This window comes from Flavobacterium collinsii, from assembly GCF_902804485.1.
Taxonomy (GTDB): domain Bacteria; phylum Bacteroidota; class Bacteroidia; order Flavobacteriales; family Flavobacteriaceae; genus Flavobacterium; species Flavobacterium collinsii.
On the sequence record NZ_CADCST010000132.1, the window covers coordinates 72,918 to 97,096 of the forward strand.

9 protein-coding genes are annotated in these 24,179 nt (G+C 31.8%); all 9 read right to left on the bottom strand.

Translation table 11 applies throughout. The features are described 5' to 3' along the window. Positions 1-284 precede the first annotated feature (284 nt). The gene (locus FLA105534_RS21100; protein ID WP_173968060.1) at positions 285-2,225 is read right to left on the bottom strand and encodes an alpha/beta fold hydrolase; all 1,941 of its coding nucleotides are present in this window, start codon (positions 2,223-2,225) and stop codon (positions 285-287) included. Positions 2,226-2,255: 30 nt separating this feature from the next. After that, positions 2,256-2,840, bottom strand: a complete 585-nt coding sequence (locus FLA105534_RS21105) for a 4'-phosphopantetheinyl transferase family protein (RefSeq protein WP_246253286.1) — start codon at positions 2,838-2,840, stop codon at positions 2,256-2,258. A 64-nt stretch (positions 2,841-2,904) separates the two neighbouring features. Continuing rightward, positions 2,905-7,368: a non-ribosomal peptide synthetase gene (locus FLA105534_RS21110; RefSeq protein ID WP_173968062.1), complete on the bottom strand. Its 4,464-nt coding sequence runs from the start codon at positions 7,366-7,368 to the stop codon at positions 2,905-2,907. Between the two features lie 77 nt (positions 7,369-7,445). Next, positions 7,446-9,095 (bottom strand): cyclic peptide export ABC transporter, encoded by a 1,650-nt coding sequence (locus FLA105534_RS21115; protein WP_173968063.1) that lies wholly within the window; start codon positions 9,093-9,095, stop codon positions 7,446-7,448. 19 nt (positions 9,096-9,114) lie between these two features. Then, positions 9,115-9,810 (bottom strand): thioesterase II family protein, encoded by a 696-nt coding sequence (locus tag FLA105534_RS21120; RefSeq protein ID WP_173968064.1) that lies wholly within the window; start codon positions 9,808-9,810, stop codon positions 9,115-9,117. A 17-nt stretch (positions 9,811-9,827) separates the two neighbouring features. Next, positions 9,828-10,808 carry a hypothetical protein gene (locus tag FLA105534_RS21125; RefSeq protein ID WP_173968065.1) on the bottom strand — a complete coding sequence of 327 codons (981 nt, stop codon included), beginning with the start codon at positions 10,806-10,808 and terminating at the stop codon, positions 9,828-9,830. A 5-nt stretch (positions 10,809-10,813) separates the two neighbouring features. After that, complete coding sequence (locus tag FLA105534_RS21130) at positions 10,814-16,996, bottom strand: non-ribosomal peptide synthetase (protein WP_173968066.1); 6,183 nt, start codon at positions 16,994-16,996, stop codon at positions 10,814-10,816. Positions 16,997-17,003: 7 nt separating this feature from the next. Beyond that, positions 17,004-22,652: a non-ribosomal peptide synthetase gene (locus FLA105534_RS21135; protein ID WP_173968067.1), complete on the bottom strand. Its 5,649-nt coding sequence runs from the start codon at positions 22,650-22,652 to the stop codon at positions 17,004-17,006. Between the two features lie 8 nt (positions 22,653-22,660). Then, a partial coding sequence (locus FLA105534_RS21140; protein WP_173968068.1) for a non-ribosomal peptide synthetase occupies positions 22,661-24,179 on the bottom strand: 1,519 nt, incomplete at its 5' end.

Genomic DNA, 24,179 nt, shown 5'->3' on the forward strand with positions numbered 1-24,179 from the left:
ATTTACCTGTTTTGAATCTGTTCGAACAAGAAACTACAGAAACCGTCTTCAAAAATGAAAAAGATCTTGACTAAATAAAACTTTTGCATGAATAGCAAAAAAGTACTAAGTTGAAATTTGTGATTCTTATAATCCTTGTTTTCAAGATATAAAAACCTCGTAAAAAAAATAGCTACCGAATCTCAGTAGCTATTTTTTTTATGCCTCTTAATAATATCTAAATTCCTATGTTGCTAATTTTTACAAAAACAGAATCATAAAAACCGTAAAATCGTACAATTCTTCTAAAACAGAAATCCCCAATATTGGGAATAAACACCGATAAGTAATAAAGAGAATAAAATTGTTGCAATAACGCTTTTATTCGAAACTGACTTAATTTTAAGAGCAAAATAAAGTATTGAAATCATAGTAAATACTACAAAAGCCCATTGAATTACAAACAAGTAATCAAATTGATTCGGCACCCCAAAAGCAAGTACATAAAAATTATCCTGAGCCACAGTATTTACAACCAGCACAAGTCCTATAATTACAAACAAACCTAGTAAAGAAGCAATTACAATCAAGCTCTTCATAAATTTATTTTGAACGACATTTTTTCTATATCTAACTAATGCATAACAAAAATTGAAAATTGTAACTAATAGGATGCTTATAGCAATAAAGAAGGGTGCAAAAAATAGTAGATTAAATTCGTTTAGACTATTGGCAAAATTCGAAATTCCTCCATTAATTTTTACATCAGTAACAAAGTGAACTTTTTTGTTTGATTGAAACCCTTTTACACCAGGATCTTTATTCGGATTATTTATAAATGCATTAACAATCTTAAATCCAATTTTAGAAAAACCAGGGGCATGACCAAAAACTGGTGCATTTACTAAAAATCCTTTTTTGTATTTATCAATAGTCATCTCTCCGTTTGTAGCCGGAGTGATCGGATCAAATGCTCCGGAAAATACCAGAACTGGTGCTGTTAATGTTGACCTATTTGATAAATTAGTCAATTGATTTGATGCTTTATCAATTCCTAAATTCCATTTATCACATACTAAAAAATCCGATTTATAAAATGACAATCCTCCTTTTAATCGTTTGTAAGCAATCGCATTCTCCTCAAACGCAGCAATCGAGTTATTAGGAATAGCCTCATTGCAGCTTACGCAATAATATGCGCCATAATCTAATCCTAAAGCCCCGGAAAAAGCCGCTACCAGTGAGCTCAAAGTCCTTTTGTTTTCTTTATTAAATTCTGTAATTAATAAGGGCAATACTTCTATTAATCTTTTATGATATAGAGATTGTTGAATAGAAATTTTAAAATCTTCTGCGTTATAGGTGAACTTTCCGGCAGGAATTATTTTCTTGTCAACTGTAACTGTAATCGGTTTTTTATCTAATTTTTCAATGGTTTCAAAATAGACATTTTCTAAATTTGGATATTGTTTATCACAATTAGGGTCATTTTTACATGCTTCGAAAACTTTCTTAAGACTATTCATGTAATTTTCAGTATTATGGTTATAATACTGGGAAATATCTGAAATTGGAGAATCCAGAATCAATGACTTAATATCCTGAGGGAAATCATCTGCATAAACCTGGGCTGTGTATGTTCCATAAGACACCCCATAAACATTCCATTGATCGTACTTTAGAGCCTTTTTTAAGGCATTTAAATCTTTAGCTATTGACTTACTATTATAAGCACTTATTTCAATATCTCTGTTTATTAAATCCTGTTTACAGGCTATTGCAGCAATAGTTTTTTGCTGTTCATCTTGTGCTTTATTTTGATTTTTTGCCAGTATCTCTAAAAATTTTTTCCCTAAGTCAGGACAAAATTTTGGCAAAGAATTACCGGTTCCCCTCACATCAACTAAAACAATATCATTTTTCTCCCGTAATGGATGATTAAGCCAATCCCATATCCCTCCTATTGCACCTGCGCCCGGACCACCTTCTATAAATACGACTGGGTTTAAATCTTTACTTTTTGAGGCACTTTTTAAAATTGTAACCGCAATTTTAATCTTTTTACCGGCCGGTTTATCCCAGTTTTCAGGAACAGTTAAATACCTCCATTCTATATTATCTTGGTTAATACTCTTCTCATTGGGAAAGAAAGTAGCGGTTTTTTCAATTTTAAAAGCAGTCGTTTGAGAAAACAAACAGGTTGGAAGCAGACATAATAATAAAAACTGCCTTATTAAATTTTTCATTTTATTCTTAGTTAGATTATTGGATTTATATTATACTCTTTTTAATGAGATTTCGTTAATCTCCGTTTTTAGTGAGACAAAACACTTGTACTTTTCATCTATTTTTATTTCTTTTAAATAGAAATTTTCTTCATTTATTCTGGTAGTATTCTCTAAAATTTCAAATGAACTTAAAGGGATTGCTAATCCATCTCCGTGCGCTTTTATAACAGCTTCTTTTTTAGTCCAATAATCATAGAAAGTATCTTTTTTATTTCTTGACAAAACAATTTTATTCCATTCAAATTCAGTCAGCTGAGATTTAAAATCTTCTATTTCTATATCGTTTATAATCTCAATATCAATTCCTATTTCATTTTCATCGTTTAATGCGCAAACCACAATATTTCCTGAATGTGAGATATTAAACCGGATTAAGTCATTATCAAAATAAGGCTTATTATATTTTGTATGTTTTATCTCTTTATCGTAAGGATTATGCTTATAAATTTCTTCGGTTGCATTAAACAATAATATTCTCCCTAATAGCGACAACTGTGCATCTTGCCATCTTCTGTATCTTTTAATTTTCTCCTGATAATCGACCGGAAATTTTGGTAAATCATATTTTAACATATTTTCATGATTTTCTTTGGAGAGATAAGAATAATAAATGTAAATCAAGACTTATAAATGTGTTTTAAAAATTAAACTCAAAATCCAATGATGTATTCTTTTCAAACTCCAATTTATCATCAATTAAATCTATTTTCAACAATGGATTTTTTACTATTTCGTTTAAAATTTTATTAAATCTTAAAACCATAATACTCACCGTATCTTCCGCGAATAAATCATTATTATAATCTATAACACCCTTTAATTTACCTTCATTTTCAAACAAATTAAATACAATTGGCATCCTGCTATGCAAATTGTCAACAGGGTAAGATGTCAATTTTAAGTCTTGTAATTCATCAATACTTTCGAAGGAAAACTCGGGATTCTGGTATACCAACATAACATCGAAAACAGTTTGAGACAGCTTCTCAAAAGGTACCGTTTGAAATTCATTGATCTCTAACAAATTGATTTGAGTTCGATTTAATATATCGACGAAACTATGCTCTGATCTTATCTGTGTTCTCAAAACAAGTGTATTTACAAACATCCCGATTTGATTATTCAACTCCGGAATACTTCTTCCAGAATTTACAGTTCCTATGCAAATATCATTGTGATTTGAAAACTTGTAAATTAAAACATTTAGCGATGCTGCTATAACGGTATAAAAAGTAACCTGTTTCTCAATACTTAATTTTTTCAAAGATGAAGTAGTATCTGATCCTATTTCAAACAAGTACTTACCTCCTCTCTGTTTGTTATACTTGCTATCAAAATCTTTTTCAAATGAATCTTTAGGCTCATAGTTTTGAAGATAATTTTTCCAAAACAGTTCGTTTTTAATAGAATTTTCTTTCCATGAGTTATTAAACCATTCTGAGTAATCTTTATACTGTAATTTTAACTTGTTTTCTTTTGCCTCATTTAGAGGAGTAAGTCCGTTGTAATTCTTAATGAATGATTTGATGAAAATTTCTAATGACAAACCGTCCATTAAAATATGATGTGTGCAAAAAAGCAGTATAAACTGATTTGTCTTTACCTGAATAAGCTGGACTCTTATTAATAAGTCAGTTTCTAAATCAAACGCAGTATTATTCAATTGTTTTATCACTTCTCCAACTTCCTCTTCTCCCAATTCATAAACAGAAACTGAGAATTTTACATTTTCAGAAGGATTAATTTTTTGATAAGGAACTCCATCTATTTCAATAAAATTGGTTCTTAATATTTCATGCTCATTAATTATTTTATTTACTGCATTTGAAATTTTATCTCTATCAATAATCCCTTCGACACTGTAAGCGGCAAACATATTATAGGCTATAGAAATATTCTTTTGCTGCGATGCTAACCAGATATTGTACTGGGGTGGAGTCAGGTCGTAAAAAAGTTTAGATTCGGATAATGGTATTTCAATTGATTGTCCTGGAAGAAGTTTTTCTAAATGACTGGCCAGTGATTCAATTGTAGGGTAGTCAAAAATAGTTTTTAGAGAGATATCTAAAGAAAGCTCTTTGACCACCAATCCAATCAATTTAACTGCATTTAATGAATGCCCTCCAAGAGCAAAAAAATTATCATTTACACCTATCGGTTCTTTACTATTTAATACTTCGTTCCAATATCCAGAGAGTTTTTTTTCTAAATCTGAGATTGGAGCTCTAAAATCATCATAACTTATATTTTGTTGGATGGTTCTTTGTGATAAAGCCTTTCTATCTATTTTTTGGTTTGGGGTAAGAGGAAATTCCTCCAAAGGAATTATAACATTTGGAATCATATAATACGGAAGATTCGTTCTTAATGCCGCACTAATTTTTTCTCTATCAATCTTCTCTTCTCTTTCTAAAATATAAGCCACTAAAAAAGCTTCCTGTTGATCTCCTTTTCGGGCAATAACAACTGAATTTTGAATTCCTTCTATCTGATTTAATTGTGACTCTATATCCCCAAGTTCGATCCTATATCCTCTAATCTTAACCTGATTATCATTTCTTCCTAAAAACTCTATTTCCCCATCATCATTCCATTTTCCAACGTCACCTGTTTCATAAAGTAAGCCAGACGCATCAAATGGATTTTTAATGAACTTTTCCTTAGTCAATGCCTTATTTTTATAATATCCTTTTGCTAATCCATTACCTGATATGTAAATTGCTCCAGACGTTCCTATTGGCTTGGGATTTAAAGAATCATCCAAAATATAAAACTGTGTATTGTTTATTGGTTTTCCAATAATAGACGCATCTTTAAAATGTTCGATTTTTTTTACACTAGACCAAATGGTTGTTTCTGTTGGTCCATACATGTTCCATACTTCTAAACTATGGTTAATCAATTTTTCAGCCAGTGCTTCACTTAATAAATCACCTCCACACATTACTTTTAATTGTTTACTTCCCTGCCAATCAGCATTGAATAACATTTGATAAAAGCTTGGTGTAGCCTGAATTATAGTCGGTTGCATTTCTTCTAATTTTTGAACAATCAACCTCGGATCAGATAAAACACTCTGATTTGCCACATATAAAGTAGCCCCTGATATTAATGGTACAAAAAACTCTAATATTGAAATATCAAAAGAATAAGTTGTCACTGAAAAAAATAGGTCATCTCGTTTAATACCCGGAGTTTCTTGGATACTAGTCAAAAAATTAGTCAATGAGCTGTGTCTAATTTCGACACCTTTTGGGTTCCCTGTTGAACCTGATGTATAAATTATATAGGCTGTATCTTTAGGCGACACTACTTTTCCTAAGTTTTCTTTAAATATATCTATTCCATCTAAAATATCCTCCAGCGACACTACTCGAACATCATTAGTTGTCGTTAGGGAGTAATTTTTTTCATTTATGAGCAATTTGCTTTGACTATTATCAATAATATAATTCAGTCTTTCTTCCGGGAATGCCGGATCTAATGGAATATAGGATCTTCCGGACTTTAATATTCCTAATAAAACAACTATCAGATTAGCCGATCGATCTAATAAAACGGCAATAGGGGATTTATCATTTTTCCCATAAGTAGTTCTTAAATATTCTGCTATTTGGTTCGATAACTTATTAAGTTCAGAATAGGAATATGATCTTGAATCATCCTTTACAGCATCTTTTCCAGGCGAATTTTCAACTTGTTCCTGAAATAAATCGATTAGTGTTGTATCTTTTTCACCGTTCTTTTTTGTGTTATTAAATGCTACCAGAATCTGGTGTGCTTCTTCTTTTGATAAATAGATAAGCTCTTTTATTTTTTTATCCGGATGGACTACTATTTCTTTAAGAAGGTTTTCGAAATGATCAACTACTTGTTCAATTCTTACCTCATTAAAATAGTTTAGATTGTAATCAAAGTCAATCTTTACATCTTCTGATTCATCAAATTCCCTAATATAAATAGCCAGAGCTACCCGTTCTGATTCATGAGTTAAAGGTATTACACGGGTTTGCGTATTCTTAAAATCGTTAGAATAATTTTGTTTTTCATAAGAAAGCGTGATATTAAATATTTTTTCTTTTTCCCTGAAAGCCTGAAGTTCCTGAATGAGTTTGCCTAAAGGAAATCTTTGATGACGGTAATCCTGTCTCAATTGATTTTTTATCTGGCCAACTAAATCTTTAAAAGTGGCATCAAAATCTAAAGAAATTCTCAAAGGTGATACTCCCATAAAAAGACCCACTGTTTTTTTATAGCTAGATTTGCTTCTGTTTAAAACTGGCAAGCCTATTGCGAAATCATTATTTTGATGTTTCCTCCCGAAATAGGTATACAAAACAGCTAAAATCAAATGGAAAGAAGTGCATTTATATCCGGAAGCCAACTTATTTAGATGATTGTATAATTCCCTTTTAATAACCAGCTCTTTTCGACTGCTTTTGTTGATTTGTAAGGAACTATTTTTTGTGTCTGATAAAAATTCTTTTTCTAAGAAAACTTCTGGTAAAGATTTAAACCTGTGTAACCAGTACTTTTTATTTTCTAAAAAAAAAGGAGAGTTCTGATATGCATTGTCATCATCAATAAAATCCTTGTAACTAAAAGGATAAATGGTTCTAACTTCACCAAATTCATGAATTTCATTATAATTTTGAACTAACCTCTGAAACATTAATGAGGTCCCCCAACCATCCGTTATGATGTGATGGTATACCGAAAACAAATAATGAAAATTTTCGCTCACTTTTACCAAAGTAAAAACGTGCAAAAGGTCTTCATCAAATAAATCAAAAGGTTTCATAAATTCCTTTTGCATATACCTATTAGATTCTTCTATAGCATTGTCACAATCAGAAAAATCAACAAATCCCAATTCGGATTGATGCTCCTCTAATACTCTGATTGCGATATCCTCCTGATCTTTTACAAGAATGCTTCTATAGGTATCATGCTGATCGATAAGTTTTATATATGCTTTTCTAAAAGCTTCGATATTTAATATCCCTTTGATTTCAATTTTAGCCCCAATATTATAGATGGGATCTTTAGGGAACAATAATTGTTCGAAATAAACATCTTGTTGGGGAAGAGTAAGTTTCATAAAAAAAATTATGTGTTAACGTTATTTGCTCCAGAACTAATAGCTTACGAAATTTGATTTTTTTGCTACTTTGCTTTTCAACTCACAATTTCATTGTGCCATAAGCTTTCTGTGTGCAAAATATCACCTGTTACTTTAAAATCCTTAACGATTTCTCCATAATCAAATTTCAGGATTCTATCCGCATGTTTAAAATAAGTATCGTCATGAGTTACCGCAATGATCGTTTTACCTTCTTGTTTTAACTTTGGCAGTAAATTTTCATAAAAGTATTTTCTAAAATGAGGATCCTGATCTGCTGCCCATTCATCTAAAACCAGAATTGGTTTGTCTTCCAGAAGAGCAAAAATCAATGACATTCTTTTGCTCTGGCCTTTTGAAAAAGGTCGTCTTGCAGAATCTTCCTTATCATCCAGAATCACCTTATCTAATTCCATTATTTTCAAAAGTTCCTGATACTCTTTGTTTTGCTCTAATGAATAATTGTCATAATTCTGTGAAAATATATGATTGTCTGTAAAAACTGCCGAAATCAAGTTTTGAGTATCTGTATTTCCTTTGATGTATTGCTGCTTATTTAAGATTACCTCTCCTTCTGAAGGTTGATACAAACCTGTCAAGATGTTGATAAAAGTACTTTTACCACTTCCATTTCCTCCAATTATAAATATCATTTCTCCTTTTTCGATAGAAAGATTTATTGGACCTAAAGCAAAAGTTTTTTCAGCAGTGTCATTTTCGTAAGCAAAACTAATATCACTAAAGACCAAAGAGTCAAATACTTTAGGTGTCATATTATGAACTTCGGTGGTTGCTTCAACCGTATCAAAATCCTTCAAAAAATTCTTGATTCTGGTATTTGCGACCATTAACCTCGTGTAAATATTTTGCATATTGATTAAGTTGTTAATTGGTCCCGAAATGAACAATAAAACAACTACATAGGAGATCACGTCTTCTCTTTTAAGTAACCCTACCTCAGGCAACAAAAATAGAATTACTCCTATAACTAAGTACAATCCATATTGGCTTATCAAATTGATCGATAAAAACACATAATTTATCTTAAAATCCAATTCTTTTGCATTCTCTCTGTTCGGAGCTAAGTGATTCCCCATTAAATTGTCTCTTCTTTGGGTACTTAGCTTAAATCCTTTAAATCCTTTGATTACATCATCTACATATTTATAGTAATATTCATTATACTTTCTAAGGTTTCCAACTTTTTGGGACATCGTATTGATTACAAAAAAATAGATCACAGCTATCGTAACCATTAAAGCAATAACCACCAAAGCCGATGAAACTGATAACGTAAATAAATACATCATACAAAGAATTAACATCAATAGGGAATTAATAGAATGCGTCACTACTTCGGGAAAAGTGGAAAATATCCTTAAATCCTCGATCGCTGTATAAAACCTTTGCGCACCCAATTTTTCGAGAGTAATCAATGAAGTTTTTAATATTTTATCAAATATTTTCTTTTCATTTTCATATAGTACTTCAAAAGAACGTTTATTGATCTTTTTTTGAAAAATAATGTTCAATAAATAAGTATAAACTACTACCGATATGAAAACTATCCCTATGTAGTCTGTTAAGAAACCTTCTTTACCAGAAATCACGTTGTTAATGATGTACACAATTCCAAAACTTAGGATCGTGTTTGGTATAGAATATAAAATAAGATAAATGATATCTTTAATTGAAATTTTAAGCATGGATTATTTTTAAATTAGATTAATTGTAAACCAGATTTTTAGCCAAACTATTAAAATAGTTCACAAAAAAATCTTCATGATTGTATATAAAAAAGTGATTCCCTTTTAGCGATTTTACGACAACTTCTTCCGTGCTCTCGTTTTCCCATTCCTTTACTTCATTTTCAGAAATTTCTTCTTCGGTGCCATAGAATACATCAATAGGCAGATTAAGTTTCTTCTTTTTCACGTAATTATAACTTTCGAAAATTTTGAAATCAGCTCTTAAAATAGGTCTGTAAAAATTTATTAGCTCATGATGATCATGCAATTCATTTGGGATTCCGCCTATTTTTATTACTTCTTGCCAAAATAACTGATCCGGCAAATGAGACAATGTTTTATCCCTCTCAATAGATGGAGCCTTCCTACCACTAACTACTAACTTTAAAGGCTGTCGTACTCCAGACTCTTCTATCTTCTGACAAACTAAATATCCTACTAAAGCTCCCAAACTATGGCCATAAATAATATAAGGCTCCTCTCCTATTTCGTTTATTATTTTTATAAAGATATCGTTCACTACGGCATCAATGTCCTCCAAAAAAGATTCGCTATTTCTTGCTCCTCTTCCCGGATATTCAAGATTTATAACTTGCATATCGAAGACTTTTCTTTTTAAAAAAGAAAGAGAATATTTATTCCCACCTGCAAAGGGCAATGTGATTAATTTCATGTGATTCTTTTTTATGTCTAACAAATGTCTTCGGTTAGAAAGTGGAATAATGGCTTGCTAAAATTTTTATTCCTACGATTCCAAAACACGCTTTTATTATAGAGATTATTTATAAGGTGTTTTTCCTTTTCAGTTTCTAAACTGCACAGTCCTATTTCTTTTCTCTCATAATTGTAATCTGAAATATTCTCAATATTTTGATCCTGAAACAAAAATGTGCCATATTTATAGGTATCAAAATCATCATTTTTCAGTTTCTTTTTCGTCAGCCTTTTATACGTTATAACATCTCTAAGAAAAGCCAAAGCTCTGGCCGATATATGTCCTTTATTAACTTCTTCTAACAGGACAGGCATTATATCTTTAATACTTTCATAATCGTGAGCTAAGAGTATAATTGCCATGTGAGAAGAAATATAATCCTTAAAATCTCCTTTTTTATAATCCTCGAGACTATCCGTACCCACTATTTTATAGGACGGAAAACCAACATTTTGTATTAGTTCTTTAACCTCAGCTCCTGCTATTACTGAATATTCATTCCATTCGAGTAATATTTTTTCTTTTGAAAAATAATTATACAGCTTATAATAACTTATTAAATATTCACGGTCTTTTTTATGCAGTTTTTGGAGTGCTTCTTTTACTTCTGTTGAAATATTTTTTTTGTACTCCTGATTACTTTTAATATAGATTTCCTTAAATTCCTTTATTCCTATATCGTTTATTATTTTTTTAATGTGAAGGTTTTTCTTCAACATTTTGAAATCGCACCCACTTTCGATAGCTTTTATTAAAAATACTTTTGCTCGTTCCTTTTCATTTAGGTAAGCGGCAATTTGGGCTGCCAAATAAGCATCTCTTGGAAAAATAAACTGATATTGAGAAATCAGATTACTAAAAAGATTTAGCGCCTCAGTATATTTTTTTAATATCACATACTCTTCAATCAGTGACAACTCTTTATGATATTCTAAATAGTTATTGCTTTTATTCATCCTGTTTATATTTTAATTATTTTCGAAATGATCTCGTGGATTATATTTCTGTTGTCAAGGAAAGACTCCTCTTGCAACATCGAATAATGGTCACCTTTACCCTGAACCAAGTGTATTTTACCCACAAAATTTTCCCAATTATACTTCGCCATTGGTTCATCACTTTTTATAAGATATATTTCTGAAAAAATCTTATGCTTGTATTCGATAGCATACATGTACTTTAAGTAATGAAATAATTTTTCCTTTGCCTTTTGCAAGATGTTGTCGTTCTGATACAATTTTTGCAGGCCTAAATCATATTTGATGTATTCATCCACATCCGAAACGCTTTCGATTTCAGGATCATCTTCATGTGCCGCATAAGAATCTAACATAATTATAGATGACACTTTACGATCTAGTTTTTCATGCAAGTAATTTGCTACTTCGTATGATAAATTTCCACCAGCAGACCATCCGAATAAAACGATGTCACCATCATGCTGCAATTTGTTAATTTGATTCGCATAATAACCAACAATATTTTCAATACCGTCAAGGAAGTTAAATGCGATTACTTTAACATCCACGATATCATGAAACAAGTTCTTATAGGCAGTTCCATATCCTAAAATTGGAGGAAAGGCAAATACAGTTTTTGGTGCAGATAACATCCCGTATTCATAAAAGTCTTTTTTGAAATCATATCCATTTATAATATAGGATGACAATTCTTTAATTGTTTCCACATGGAATAAGATATTTAAAGGATAGTCCGTATTAAACTCTCTATTGACAATTGCAACCGCTTTTACTGCCAATATACTTTGCCCCCCAAGTTCGAAAAAATTATCTGTAACACTTATATGACTAACATTCAAAACCTCTTGCCAGATGCTAACCAGTTTTTCTTCTGTTTTGTTTTCAGGAGCGACATATTCTTTTCGAATAATATCTTCTTCCCCAACATTAGGCAAAGCTTTTCTATCGATTTTTCCGTTAGGAGTTAAGGGTAAGTTTTCCAATTCTACATAAAAACCCGGAACCATGTAATCCGGTAGTTTTTCTTGTAGAAATTTCCTCACTTCTGATTTATCTATCGCCGCCGAGGAAACCAGGTAAGCAACCAGTACTTTCTCGCCCTTATTCTCTTTAGCCTCTACAACTACTTCTTTTAGACTGTCAGAATACCCTAATATTGTATTCTCTATTTCTCCTAATTCTATTCTAAACCCTCTTATCTTAACTTGATGATCTTTCCTCCCCTGAAACTCAACATTCCCGTCTGAGAGCCATTTTCCTAAATCTCCTGTATCATACATGCGACTTTCTTTACGGAATGGATTGGCTATAAATTTCTCTTTTGTAAGTTCCGGTTTGTTTAGGTAACCTCTGGCAACTCCGGCTCCTGACACATACAATTTACCCGACACTCCAAGAGGTACCGGTCGTAAATCGTCATCTAATATATAGAGCTGACTATTGGATATAGGCTTACCGATTGGGATGGAGCTGTATTCTTTATTAAGAACAACATAATTTGTACTATAAGTGGTGTCTTCCGATGGACCGTATAAATTTCTCACTTCTATTGGAAAAGATTGAAGCTTCTTAACAATATCAACTGGTAAAATCTCTCCGGCCATATTGATATAAGATACATTATCCAGACAAACAGCTTCTTCAAGCAACTTTCTCACGACAGACGGAACCGTATTCAATAGTATTTTAGTGTCGCCTTCTATATGGTTTTTTATGAAAAGTGCATTGTTCAACACTCGCACTTTTTTGCCTATAGAAAAGGCATAAAACATCTCATAAACAGACAAATCGAAACAATGAGAGGTAACCGCATACATGATATCAAATTTAGACGAGTCAAATTCCGATTTTGCCCAATTGATTAGTTCAACTGCATTGGTGTGTTCGATCATTACTCCTTTTGGTTCACCAGTAGTTCCGGATGTATAGATTATGTATGCCAAATCATTAGGAGTATTGATTTGGCATACATAATCTTTTGAATATTTCTCACAAGATTTATTAAATTTAAAGAACTCTTTCTCATCAATAACAATTTTACTATTACTGTCTTTCTCGATATAAGCTATACGCTGATCCGGGTAATTAATATCAATTGGAACGTAAGCTGCACCCGATTTCAATATTCCTAAAATAGTAATTATAATTTTTTCGCTCCTTTCGAGCTTAACCCCAACTAAATCATCTGTCTGAATAGCATAATTCTCTCTTAGATAACAAGCGAGCTGATTAGACTTTTCATTTAATTCTTTATATGTGATTTGCAAATCGTCGAAGACAACTGCTATATTTTCAGGAGTTTGCTTTGCCTGATCTTCGAATAAATCTATTAATGTCTTTTCCTCTGGATAGATTACAACCGTATCATTAAACTCCAGTAGTAATTTTTTCTGATGTTTATCATTTACAATAGAGTGTTTTGAAACATTTTGCTCCGGAGACTCTAAAATCTGCGCCATGAAGTGTAAAAAATTATCCAACAATGAGTCAATAAATTCAGAATCAAAAACATCAATATTATACTGCAATTCCAATTCTATTGTATCTACTCCTTCAAAAAAGGTAAATGTTAGATTAAATCTTGTAAAGATGTCTTCTTGCTCATTATCCATTTCTATTTTAAATGGTACGTCACCATCGTTAATCAGTCCGGCTCTATTATTTTGATTTTGTAAAATAACCATTACATCAAATAAAGAAGTTCCCTTCTCCATTTGCAAATCTTCTAATAGCATATCAAATGGATAAACCTGATGTTCAAGAGCTTTTGTAACAGATTCCATTTCTTCGATGATACATCTCTCAAAACTTTTTTCGTCCGATACTTTTGCGTAAAAGGGTATTGTGTTAACAAATAATCCAATTATAGATTCAAAATCCTTTTTTACCCTTCCTGAAACAGGAGTTCCTATAACACAATTATCCTGAGTTAAACGATACAAATAGACTCTTACAGAAGCGAGTAGTACGGCAAATAGAGTTGCACGATTTTTTTGGGCTATTTTATTAAGTTTTGAACTAATATCTGAATTTATAACATAACTCAATTTGCGTCCATTAAATGTCGACACATTTGAATTTCCTAAATTCAATCTGGTATTAATATTTTCCAGTTTTGCCTTCAAATAGGATCTGTATGAATCTATTTTTTCCGGAATAAGATTTTGTTTAACCCAGGTTATATAGTCTAAGTAACTCTCCTTTTTCTCCGTATACTTGTAGGTATTGTTTACTAGTTGTTTATAAATCGCCACAAAATCAGACATAAATATACCTGCAGACCAACCATCAAAAATAATATGGTGAAACGAAAATATTACCTGATTTTTATGTTCATTAATTTGAATGATATGGGCACGAAACAGTGGTCCGCTCTCTAAATTAAATAAGGTGTTGTATATTTCCTGAACTTTAGATTCTATTGATTTTAATTCACTAATATGTTCGAATTCTAAAGTTTGTTCGAAATTAAACTTTTCGAAGGGGATTATTTTTTGAGAAATAGCCCCGTTTTCATCAATTGAAAAAACCGCACGCAAGCTATGATGATCTTTCACAATAATTTTGAGGACTTCTTTAAATATCTCCATATTTATATCGCCCTCTATAGTGAAATTCATGATAATATTATAGGCCAGCGACAAGGAGCGTGTTTGAGATTCGACCCACATTCTTTTTTGTGAATTTGAAAGCTCAAAAGAGTGCAGCTCGTTTATATCATTCTGTTCTACTATTACAGATGGCTTTTCTTCCTTGTTTTTTTCATTTTTAACGAGTTCAATAATATCATTGATCTCATAGCAATTAAACAATTCGTCAAATTCAATGTTTATTTGAAACAATTCATTAATTCGATTAATAAATTGAATGCCTACTATTGAGTTCCCTCCCAATTCAAAAAAATCATCGGTAAGCTGAAACGTTTTATTCTGTAGCACTTCCTGCAAAATACTGACAACTGCTTCTTCTTCATTAATTGCTTTTGGAGAAGACACTTTTTCTAATACCGTTCTTTTTAGTTCCTTATTTTCAAATATTAAAGGATTCTTAATGCTATTCCAACAAGAATTTTTTTCAAAAGGATAAGTTGGAACTCCTTTTCTATTATATTTCCTGGAAGGGTAAAAACTCTTCCAGTTAAATTTAATTCCATTATTATAAAATGTACTCCATAAAGCTCCCCAACCATTAGAAATATCTTTTAATAGATCTACGGTAAAAACATTGCTATCATTTAATGTTTGGTTAATTTGCTCAATCGCTACTTCATTATTGCCAACAATTACTAATACTGTATTTTCTTCTTCAAGTCTTTTGGCTAGTACTTTTAGTTTTTCAAGGTCAAAATCAGGTGTTTGACTAAAGCTGATATCATTAGGTAAGGATATACTTTTACCTTCTATAATTTCTTTAGAAACCTTGGCCAGGGCTCCGTTACAAATTATGTTATTGATTGAAAAACCTTTACTCGTCAGACAATGATATAAAGACACCTGTGTTGCTACTGTTTGAGCACTAAGTGAATTAAAACCTATTGTGTCTAATTTATTTTTCTCTGCAGCATAATATTTATCAAAATGATTATCCTTTAGGAGACCCTTCAAATCTTTTATTTCATCAGAAAGAAATAGAAACGCAATTTTATTGTGCTTTCGGGGTTCAAGATTATCAATGTTTTGTTTTTCCCTTAAGAGAGATTCCTTTAATGCTGCAACTGATTTACCATGAACCGACACTCCGTATTTGTAATCCAAACGACCATCATTTAAGGTAAAGGCGATATCATTTATTTCCGAATTATCTGTCTCTGACAAAAAATTAGATATATTCTCTAAGTATGTCCCTAATACATTTTTGTTTTTCGCCGAAATTTTAAACCAGACCTCAGCTTCCTGATCAACAGAATTGCCATTTTGTTGCGGCACATACTCTTCTAGTATTACATGCGAATTCGTACCGCTTAGACCAAAAGAGCTAACCCCTGCTCTTCGTACGGTATTAGACAACCAGGCATTTCCTTCTTTATGTACTATTATATTGGGATCCTGATCAATAAATTTGTTCAACGAATTAAAATTGGCCAACGGAAAAAACTCCTTTTCTTTTAAGGTTAAGGATGCTTTAATAAGCCCTACCAGTCCAGAAAGGTTATCAAGGTGTCCAATATTTGGTTTTAGCGTTCCCAGTCTTACGCTATATTCCTCTTTTTTGCTGGAAAAAGCATCTTTAATCGCTCTATATTCAATAGGGTCGCCTAATTTAGTTCCGGTTCCATGTGTCTCGATATACCCGATAGAAGAAATTGGCACATTTCCATTCTCGCAAGCACTTAATAATAAAGAGGTTTGAGCAGTTGGGCTTGGTGCCGTGATACCGTTTGATGTATTTCCATCATGATTAATGGCAGATCCTTTTATAACTGTCAAAATGTTATCCTTATCTTCAATTGCCTTATCCAATCGTTTCAAAATAATGACAGCCACACCCTCTCCTCCTGATGTTCCTGATGCGCCATCATCAAAGGCCCTACATTGTCCATCAGCAGTCATTATCGCATCATTTTTCAATTCATGTGGCTCGTTGAACTGATAAAGTATTCTTGTTCCTCCAACAACGGCAATATCTAATTCATTGTTTTTTAATTTTTGAACCGCTTCATGTGTAGCTACTAATGATGAAGAACAGGCGGTATCAATATTCATTACCGAACCACTAATATTTAAAGAATAAGCAATTCTTCCCGAACCCATTGCTGATAATCCCCCAATAAAGTCAAGTTCTGAATTTGGAGATTGATAGAGTATATTATATCCTCCCGATTGTGCGGTAGTAAATAATCCTGCTTTCCTATCAGACAAATAATCAAGATTATAACCACTGTTTTCTAAGGCCTCACAAACTGACTCTAAAAGCATCCTATGCGCCGGATCCATTGCATCGGCTTCTGCTTTAGACAAATTAAAGAACGAATGATCAAAAAAATCATTTCTATCTATATATCCATAAGGGTAATACAGTTCTTTTTTGTCAATTCTTGAATTTATAATTCTCTCATCGGAAGGTTGCCCGATACATACTTGTTCCGATTTTAAAACTCTACGAAAGTCTTCAATATTATTTACTTGAGAACATTTTATACTTACCCCAATTATTGCAATATCCATAGTATTTTTAGATTTCAAAAAATTCAATATTCTTATTATTATTCACTTCCGATGAAGATGTATCATCTAAATTTCTATCGATAAAAGAAGAGATTTCTTCTATAGAATTAAATTCAAAGAGATCTGAGATTAGTACTTTATTAGGCCATAGGGAATCTATTGCGCTATGCAATTGAATCAGCTGTAATGAAGAGCCTCCTAAATCAAAGAAATTCTCAGTGGCTGGCAATTCTTCATAATTTAAAATTTCACAAAAAAGGGAATGTATCTGATCAATTATTTTTCCTTGCAAATTGTGTTCAGATTTTTCTTTAGACCCTTTTATGGTTTGCAAATTGGGGAAATTGGATTTATCAATTTTACCATTGGAATTCAACTCAATTTTATCCACCTGAACGAAAAAATCAGGAATCATATAATGTGGTAAATGCTTTTTGAGATGTTTTTTTAGTTCTTCAGGGTCTATTGTCTGATTCGCTTTAAAATAGGCTAACAGGTATGTTTTATTCTCTTCATCAACAGAAGTAACATTAACAAATTCAACAGACTGATGTTCTAACAAAATGTTTTCAATTTCATTTAATTCGATTCTGAATCCGTTTATTTTTATCTGGCTATCAATTCTTCCAATATATTCTAATTCTCCGGTAGACAGCCAACGCGCAAGATCTCCACTTCTATACAATGTTCCTAAGTCGTAATAATTTTTTTCCAGAAAACGATCCTCGGTTAGCTCTTTCTTGTTAAAATAACCTTTTGACAATTGATTTCCAGCAATAAAAATTTCACCAATTACACCTTCAGGCACTATTTTCCCTTTTTCGTCCAGAATATAAAATTTCAGTCCCTGAATAGGTTTTCCAATATTGCTAATATTTCCTTTCTCAAAAATGTCATCGACAAGTATTTCTTTAAATGTCCCATGTACAGTTATTTCTGTAATTCCATACATGTTTATCAATTTACAGGAAGCATGCGATTTATGCCAATTCTTAAAGATGCCCGGAAATAAAATATCCCCGCCAAAAATCACATATCTTAAACTATCAAATTGCTCATTCTTTTTAACCCTTAGATTATCAAATTCAACAAATACTTTAGGAGTAAAATTCAAAACTGTAACCCCCTGCTCCTTAATCAGTTTAAAATATTCTGTAAAATCTAATATTTTGGCTCTATCAATAAGTATAAGCTTTGCACCAAAAAATAATGGGCCGAATATTTCCCAAATTGAGAAATCAAAAGAATAATTGTGGTAAAGCGTCCACACATCATTTTCAGAAAAATCGTAATGTGAATCTTTGCAATTTAGCATCAACTCCATTAGATTACTATGTGTTATCATCACTCCTTTAGGTTTCCCTGTCGAACCTGACGTATAAATAATATAAGCCAATTGCTCTTGAGAAATCTTTACCTCTACTTTATCTGATGGTATATTGTCTATATTTTTTACGAAATCGGCCAGCCAAAAATCGTCAATTACTAATTTTGCCTGAACATCCTCAATAATATATTCCCGACGCTGTGCCGGCAGCTTCTTATCTAATGGTACGTATACTAAACCTGCCTTTAATATCCCTATCATGGTCGCTATCAACAAAGGAGACACATCACAGGAAACGACTACATTCTCTTCCGGTTTTAACTCTTCATTTGCAATGATATAGTTAGCCAGCTTAGTAGAAATGGTGTCCAGCTCTTCGTAGGAGTAATTTTGATTTTCAAATGTTACAGCTACATTGTCTTTGTGATTCTTGCAAATTGAAGATAAATACTCCACTATATTTTCGTTGACAGTTACTTTTTCTTCTGCCCCCGAAAGCTGTTGAATCTGTTTTATTATATCATTATTTGATACCAAAGAAATATTATCAATATCAATATTTTTGTCACTAAGACATTGTTGTAATATGTTAATGAGAAAATCGTGGTATTTAATTATGGTTTCAGGAGCAAACAAATCTGTATTGTACTCCATTTCATAAGACAATTCGTTTTCTAAATCCATAAATCTAAAAATCAGGTCAAACTGAGCGCTTGAATAATCATCAATTTTGAAATGATTTAATTTTATGTCGTTGTTGCTTATATTTTCTAATTCTCCTAAAACATTCAGATCTACGTAATTTTGAACTGTAAATACGATATCAAATAAAGGAGAACGACTATAATCTTTTTGAAGATTTAATTTTTCAACGAGTAATTCAAAAGGATAGATTTGATTTTTATATGCCAGCTTTAAATTATTTGAAACTTCTTTTATCAAAGACTTAAAGGACACATCCTTATTAAATTTAGACCTCAACGCGATCGTATTAAGATAAAGACCAATTTGATTTTCTAATTGTTTACGACTTCTGTCCGAGATCGGAAATCCAATAGTTATATCTGATTCTCCCGATAATTTACATAAAAACAAATTTAAAATAGTTCCAACAAACATGGCTAAAGTGATCTCTTCCTCTTTCAAGAGTTGCTTTATCTGAACCGTTAAATCATGAGGTATTTGAAAAGTATCAATGTTCCCTTTAAATGTTTTTATATCCGGTCTTGGCTTTTGTAATTGTAGATTTAAAGCTTTTGGTAATTCCTTATATTGATCCAGCCAGAACGATTCGCTCTCTTTAAAACTTAGCAATTGTGATCTCTCAAATTGCCAAACAGCATAATCTTTATATTGGATTTTTAATTGCGGAAGCTGCGGTTCTTCACCTAAACATAATGCATTGTAGGTGTAAAATAATTCCTTCTTTAAAATTTCTACTGACCAGCCATCACAGATTAAATGATGCAATGTGATATTTAAGATGTGCTTGTTATTTTCAATTTTTATTATATTGGCACGAATTAAAGGTGTCTCGATTAAATCAAAGGGCGATTCCTCTAATTTCAATACGTACCTGTTTAGGTTTTCTTTAGACGAATTTTCTTTTATTTCATATTTGATAGAATATTCTAAGTCTTCAAAAGCATTTATCTTTTGCTTTAATTTACCTTCAACAAAAACAAATGTCGTTCTTAAAGACTCATGTCTCTCAACGATAGCATTGTATGCTTTTATTAAATTAAAACAATCTAATTCGCCATCAATAATAATAGATATTGGAACATTAAGACTAGTTGAATTGTTAGACATCTTAGCTTGTAACCAAAGACTCTTTTGAGCAAATGACACTTCGTAAAGTTCTTGTGGTTCTACAGTTTTAATCTGTTCCTGTTCTACTTGTATGTCACCTTCATTTTTCACCAATGATTGTACTAACAGTGCCATATCCTGCGGTGTACCATTTTCAAATAAATCATCGATATTTAGGTTTAAGAAAAAACGTTCATTAACTCTATTGATCAATTGCGAACCATTTAAAGAATGACCTCCAAAATCAAAAAAATCATCCTGCTCTTGCATTTCAGTTTTTAGAATTTCACTCCACATTTTCTGCAACTGTTCCACTATTGGCAGATTATCGTAACTCTCTAAACTTACTCTTTTTTCAAATCCTATAAATTTGGGATCATACGGATTATCAGTAGTCCTTAACCAGCATCTTTTTTCATCAAAACAATAGGATGGTAATTCTATCTTAGAAAATTGCTCTCTGTAATAATAAGCTTTAGGGTCAACGTTAAAATTAAACTTAAACAATACTTTTAAGTTTTCATTCATTGGTAAGCTATAACCAATTACGTTGTAACATAATTTGTCATTAACTATCTTTTTGAAAATAGCACCTAATTTTCCATCGTAGCCTACTGCTATTATTTTTAATCCGTTCGAATACTTGCTAATTAATTTTTCTGCGCGAGCTTTTAACTCTTCATTCCCATTTTCCGCTTCAAGAGAAACATGATCTACAGTTTGCAAAGCTTCTTCGAGAGATATCTCTTTTTTTAATACTTTTAATAAAACCTTTCCAACCCCAATTCCAATCATTTCATTAATAAGCACTCCCGATTTCACAAGAGACTGATAGCTGGAATATTGAACAAACAGAGATTGTTGGGCATTACTTAACAAATGGTTTTTGTAAACATCAACATCAGGCATACCTTCTAATACCTTATTATCTATTGAAATAGAGTCATCAAATAACAATATGCTTTCTTTAAGATCATCAGTACCACTACTTACAATCATTTCATTTGTTACATTTTCCAAAATCTCCAGTAGATGGTTTATGTTTTTGGCAATTGCTATGTATCTGAACTCATAAATTTCTCTATAATTATTTAATGTGTATGAAATATCATTTATACTATCTGTTGTATGTTTTAAATAATTTTGAAATGTTTGCAGGTAATTAATTAAACTCGTTTCACTTTTTGCACTAAAACAGAAAATATATTCATCACTGTCGTTCTTTAAAGAAGATGAATCTGCTTTTTCGTATGATTCTAAAATTAGGTGCGTATTAGTCCCCATTAAACCAAAAGAACTCACTCCTGCAATTTTTCTTGTTGCTTTTTTTGCGGCATCCCAGCTAATAGGTGTGGTTACTACCTCAACTTTTGCTTTTTCAAAATCGATATAAGAATTTAAAGGAAGCGCATTAATGGATGGGTATATAATATTGTTTTTAAAAGAAAGTAGTACTTTGATAACCCCAACGATTCCAGCGGCGCTATCTGTATGTCCGATATTAGATTTAACTGCAGAAATATATACTTTCTCATCATTTTCAAGAATAGGTCCAAAAACTTGAGATAATCCTTCAATTTCAATTGGGTCTCCTAATTTAGTACCTGTTCCGTGAGCCTCAATGAATGTAATGTCACTTGGTGTAAGTCCTGCCTTTTTCAATGCCTTATCGATCACATCCGCCTGAGCTTCAACGCTTGGAGCCATTATACTGGCAGATTGTCCACCATCTTGATTTAAAGCAAAACCTTTTATTAGTCCATAAATTATATCTCCGTCTGCTATAGCCTGTTCTGCCGATTTCAATAAAATACAAGTTACTGCTTCCCCGCCCATTGTTCCATCTGCCTTTTCTGAAAATGGATTACAACTTTCGCTTACAGCTTCAACTCCAAGAACTATTTTAGAGTCTTTCTGAGTAGGAACAACATTTATATTTACACCACATACTAATGCCAGATCTGTTTCTTCCAGCAATATGTCTTTACAGGCAAGAGTTATTGCAGTTAATGACGAAGAACAAGTTGTGTCTACATTCAATGCCACTCCTCTTAAATCAAAGAACCTGGAAATCCTGCTTGCAAGCATGGCACTGGTATTTCCGGCGATTAATGTAGGAGTAGATTCTTCCGCCAAGAGATAATAACTGGTATCTGTGTCTCCCACATATACGGATGTATTAGAACCTTTTAAATCTTTTGGTCTATAACCCGCATTTTCAAAGGTTTTATAGGCTTCTTGCAAGATCAATCTTTGATGAGGCGTCATTTCCTCTGCTTCCCCTAAAGAGATATTAAAAAAATTATAATCAAAAAGAGTGATTTCATCTAAGTAACCGCCTTTGTAGCAATTAATTTCATCTGAAATTGAAGTATTAAATAATCTTGCTTTTGATATCTCATTAATAGAACATTTCCCTTCTAACAAGTTCTTAGAAAATTCGCTAACTGATTCTGCCTCAGGAAAAACACCTGAAAATCCTATAATTGCTATATCTTTCATTTTGTTATTTTTCATAATTATTTTTAAAAATCAATTTCTATAATTTCCTCTTGTTTTATGGACTCAGGCTTGTATTGCGATATATATTGGGCTTGCAGACGAATTGAATTCATCGAGAATAAATGGGTAATACTAATGTCTTGCGATATATTCTTTTTAAGGAGTTCGTAAAGTTTTGTCACTAATATTGAATTCCCTCCAACATCAAAGAAATTATCTGTAACACTTATTTTCTCAATGTTTAATACAGTCCTCCAAAGCTCCAATAATTGAGTTTCTAAGTCATTTCCAGGTAACACCAGAACATTCTTTATAAGATTGTCTTCTGAAACTTCAGGGAATTTTGTTTTGTCTATTTTTCCATTAGAGTTCAGAAAAAACTCTTTAATTTCAACAAAATAAGTCGGAGTCATATAGTCAGGTAAATAGCTGCTAATAGCTTCTTTTAGCTCATAGATATCAATTTTAGAATGAGCAGTGAAATACACTACGAGAAACTTCTCTTCTTTAATTATTTTTACATCTACTACAGCCTGCTTTATTATTTTGGAAGCTTTTAAAATCGTTTTCTCTATTTCTCCTAGTTCTACCCGATATCCGCGTATCTTAATTTGGTTGTCTTTTCTACCTATAAACTCGATATTTCCATCAGGCAGCCATCTTCCCAAATCTCCCGTTTTATACATTTTTCCATTTGCATTATAAGGATCAGAAAAGAAAGTCTCTTCAGTTAAAATATTTTTATTCAGGTAGCCTCTGGACAAAGAAAGGCCTCCTATATATAACTCTCCAATGACTCCAATAGCTTGCAGTTTTTTATTACTGTCAAGCATATAAACTTTGGTATTCTCTAAAGGCTTTCCAATAATATTTTTAGGGAAATTTTTAATATTTAAATAACTGGTTGCGTCTATGACAGTTTCCGTAGGACCGTAATGATTGTTTATGCTTGCATTTGGAAATATCTCTTTAATCTTTAAAAATATTTTCTCATCTAAAGACTCTCCTCCCAAACAAATAGTTGTTACACAATCAATTTTAGAGATTGAATCATTGCTTATTAATATGTTCTTAAAATAGGTAGGCGTTCCCTGTAAAATAGTTACCTGATTTGATTCTAAAAATTTCACTATTTCATCCGAATTCAGAATAATTTCTGTCCTAGGCACTGCTATACATCCGCCAATCATTAATGGTAACAAAATTTCCAGTATAGATACATCAAACACATAATTAGTCATAAGACAACTCTTCATATCCTTAGAAAGGCCTAATAGTTGTTTTTCATGAATAAGTTTTATTGCCAGACTCTCATGCTCTACCATCACTCCTTTTGGATTTCCTGTAGTACCAGATGTATAAATTACATAGGCTAAATCGTGTGGTTTGTTTATTTTTTCAGGATTCGCTTTCGAATATTCCTGCTGAACTTCTGTAAATACACCTAAAGCTTCTTCATCAATAACAATCTTGCTATTGCTATCCTTCTCGATGTAAGCAATCCTCTCCTGAGGATAATTAACATCTATTGGAACATAAGCC

What these genes read in the sequence shown, in the direction of transcription:
- FLA105534_RS21100 (WP_173968060.1), bottom strand. Translation starts at nt 2,225, where the DNA reads ATGAAAAATTTAATAAGGCAGTTTTTATTATTATGTCTGCTTCCAACC.
- FLA105534_RS21105 (WP_246253286.1), bottom strand. Translation starts at nt 2,840, where the DNA reads ATGTTAAAATATGATTTACCAAAATTTCCGGTCGATTATCAGGAGAAA.
- FLA105534_RS21110 (WP_173968062.1), bottom strand. Translation starts at nt 7,368, where the DNA reads ATGAAACTTACTCTTCCCCAACAAGATGTTTATTTCGAACAATTATTG.
- FLA105534_RS21115 (WP_173968063.1), bottom strand. Translation starts at nt 9,095, where the DNA reads ATGCTTAAAATTTCAATTAAAGATATCATTTATCTTATTTTATATTCT.
- FLA105534_RS21120 (WP_173968064.1), bottom strand. Translation starts at nt 9,810, where the DNA reads ATGAAATTAATCACATTGCCCTTTGCAGGTGGGAATAAATATTCTCTT.
- FLA105534_RS21125 (WP_173968065.1), bottom strand. Translation starts at nt 10,808, where the DNA reads ATGAATAAAAGCAATAACTATTTAGAATATCATAAAGAGTTGTCACTG.
- FLA105534_RS21130 (WP_173968066.1), bottom strand. Translation starts at nt 16,996, where the DNA reads ATGGATATTGCAATAATTGGGGTAAGTATAAAATGTTCTCAAGTAAAT.
- FLA105534_RS21135 (WP_173968067.1), bottom strand. Translation starts at nt 22,652, where the DNA reads ATGAAAAATAACAAAATGAAAGATATAGCAATTATAGGATTTTCAGGT.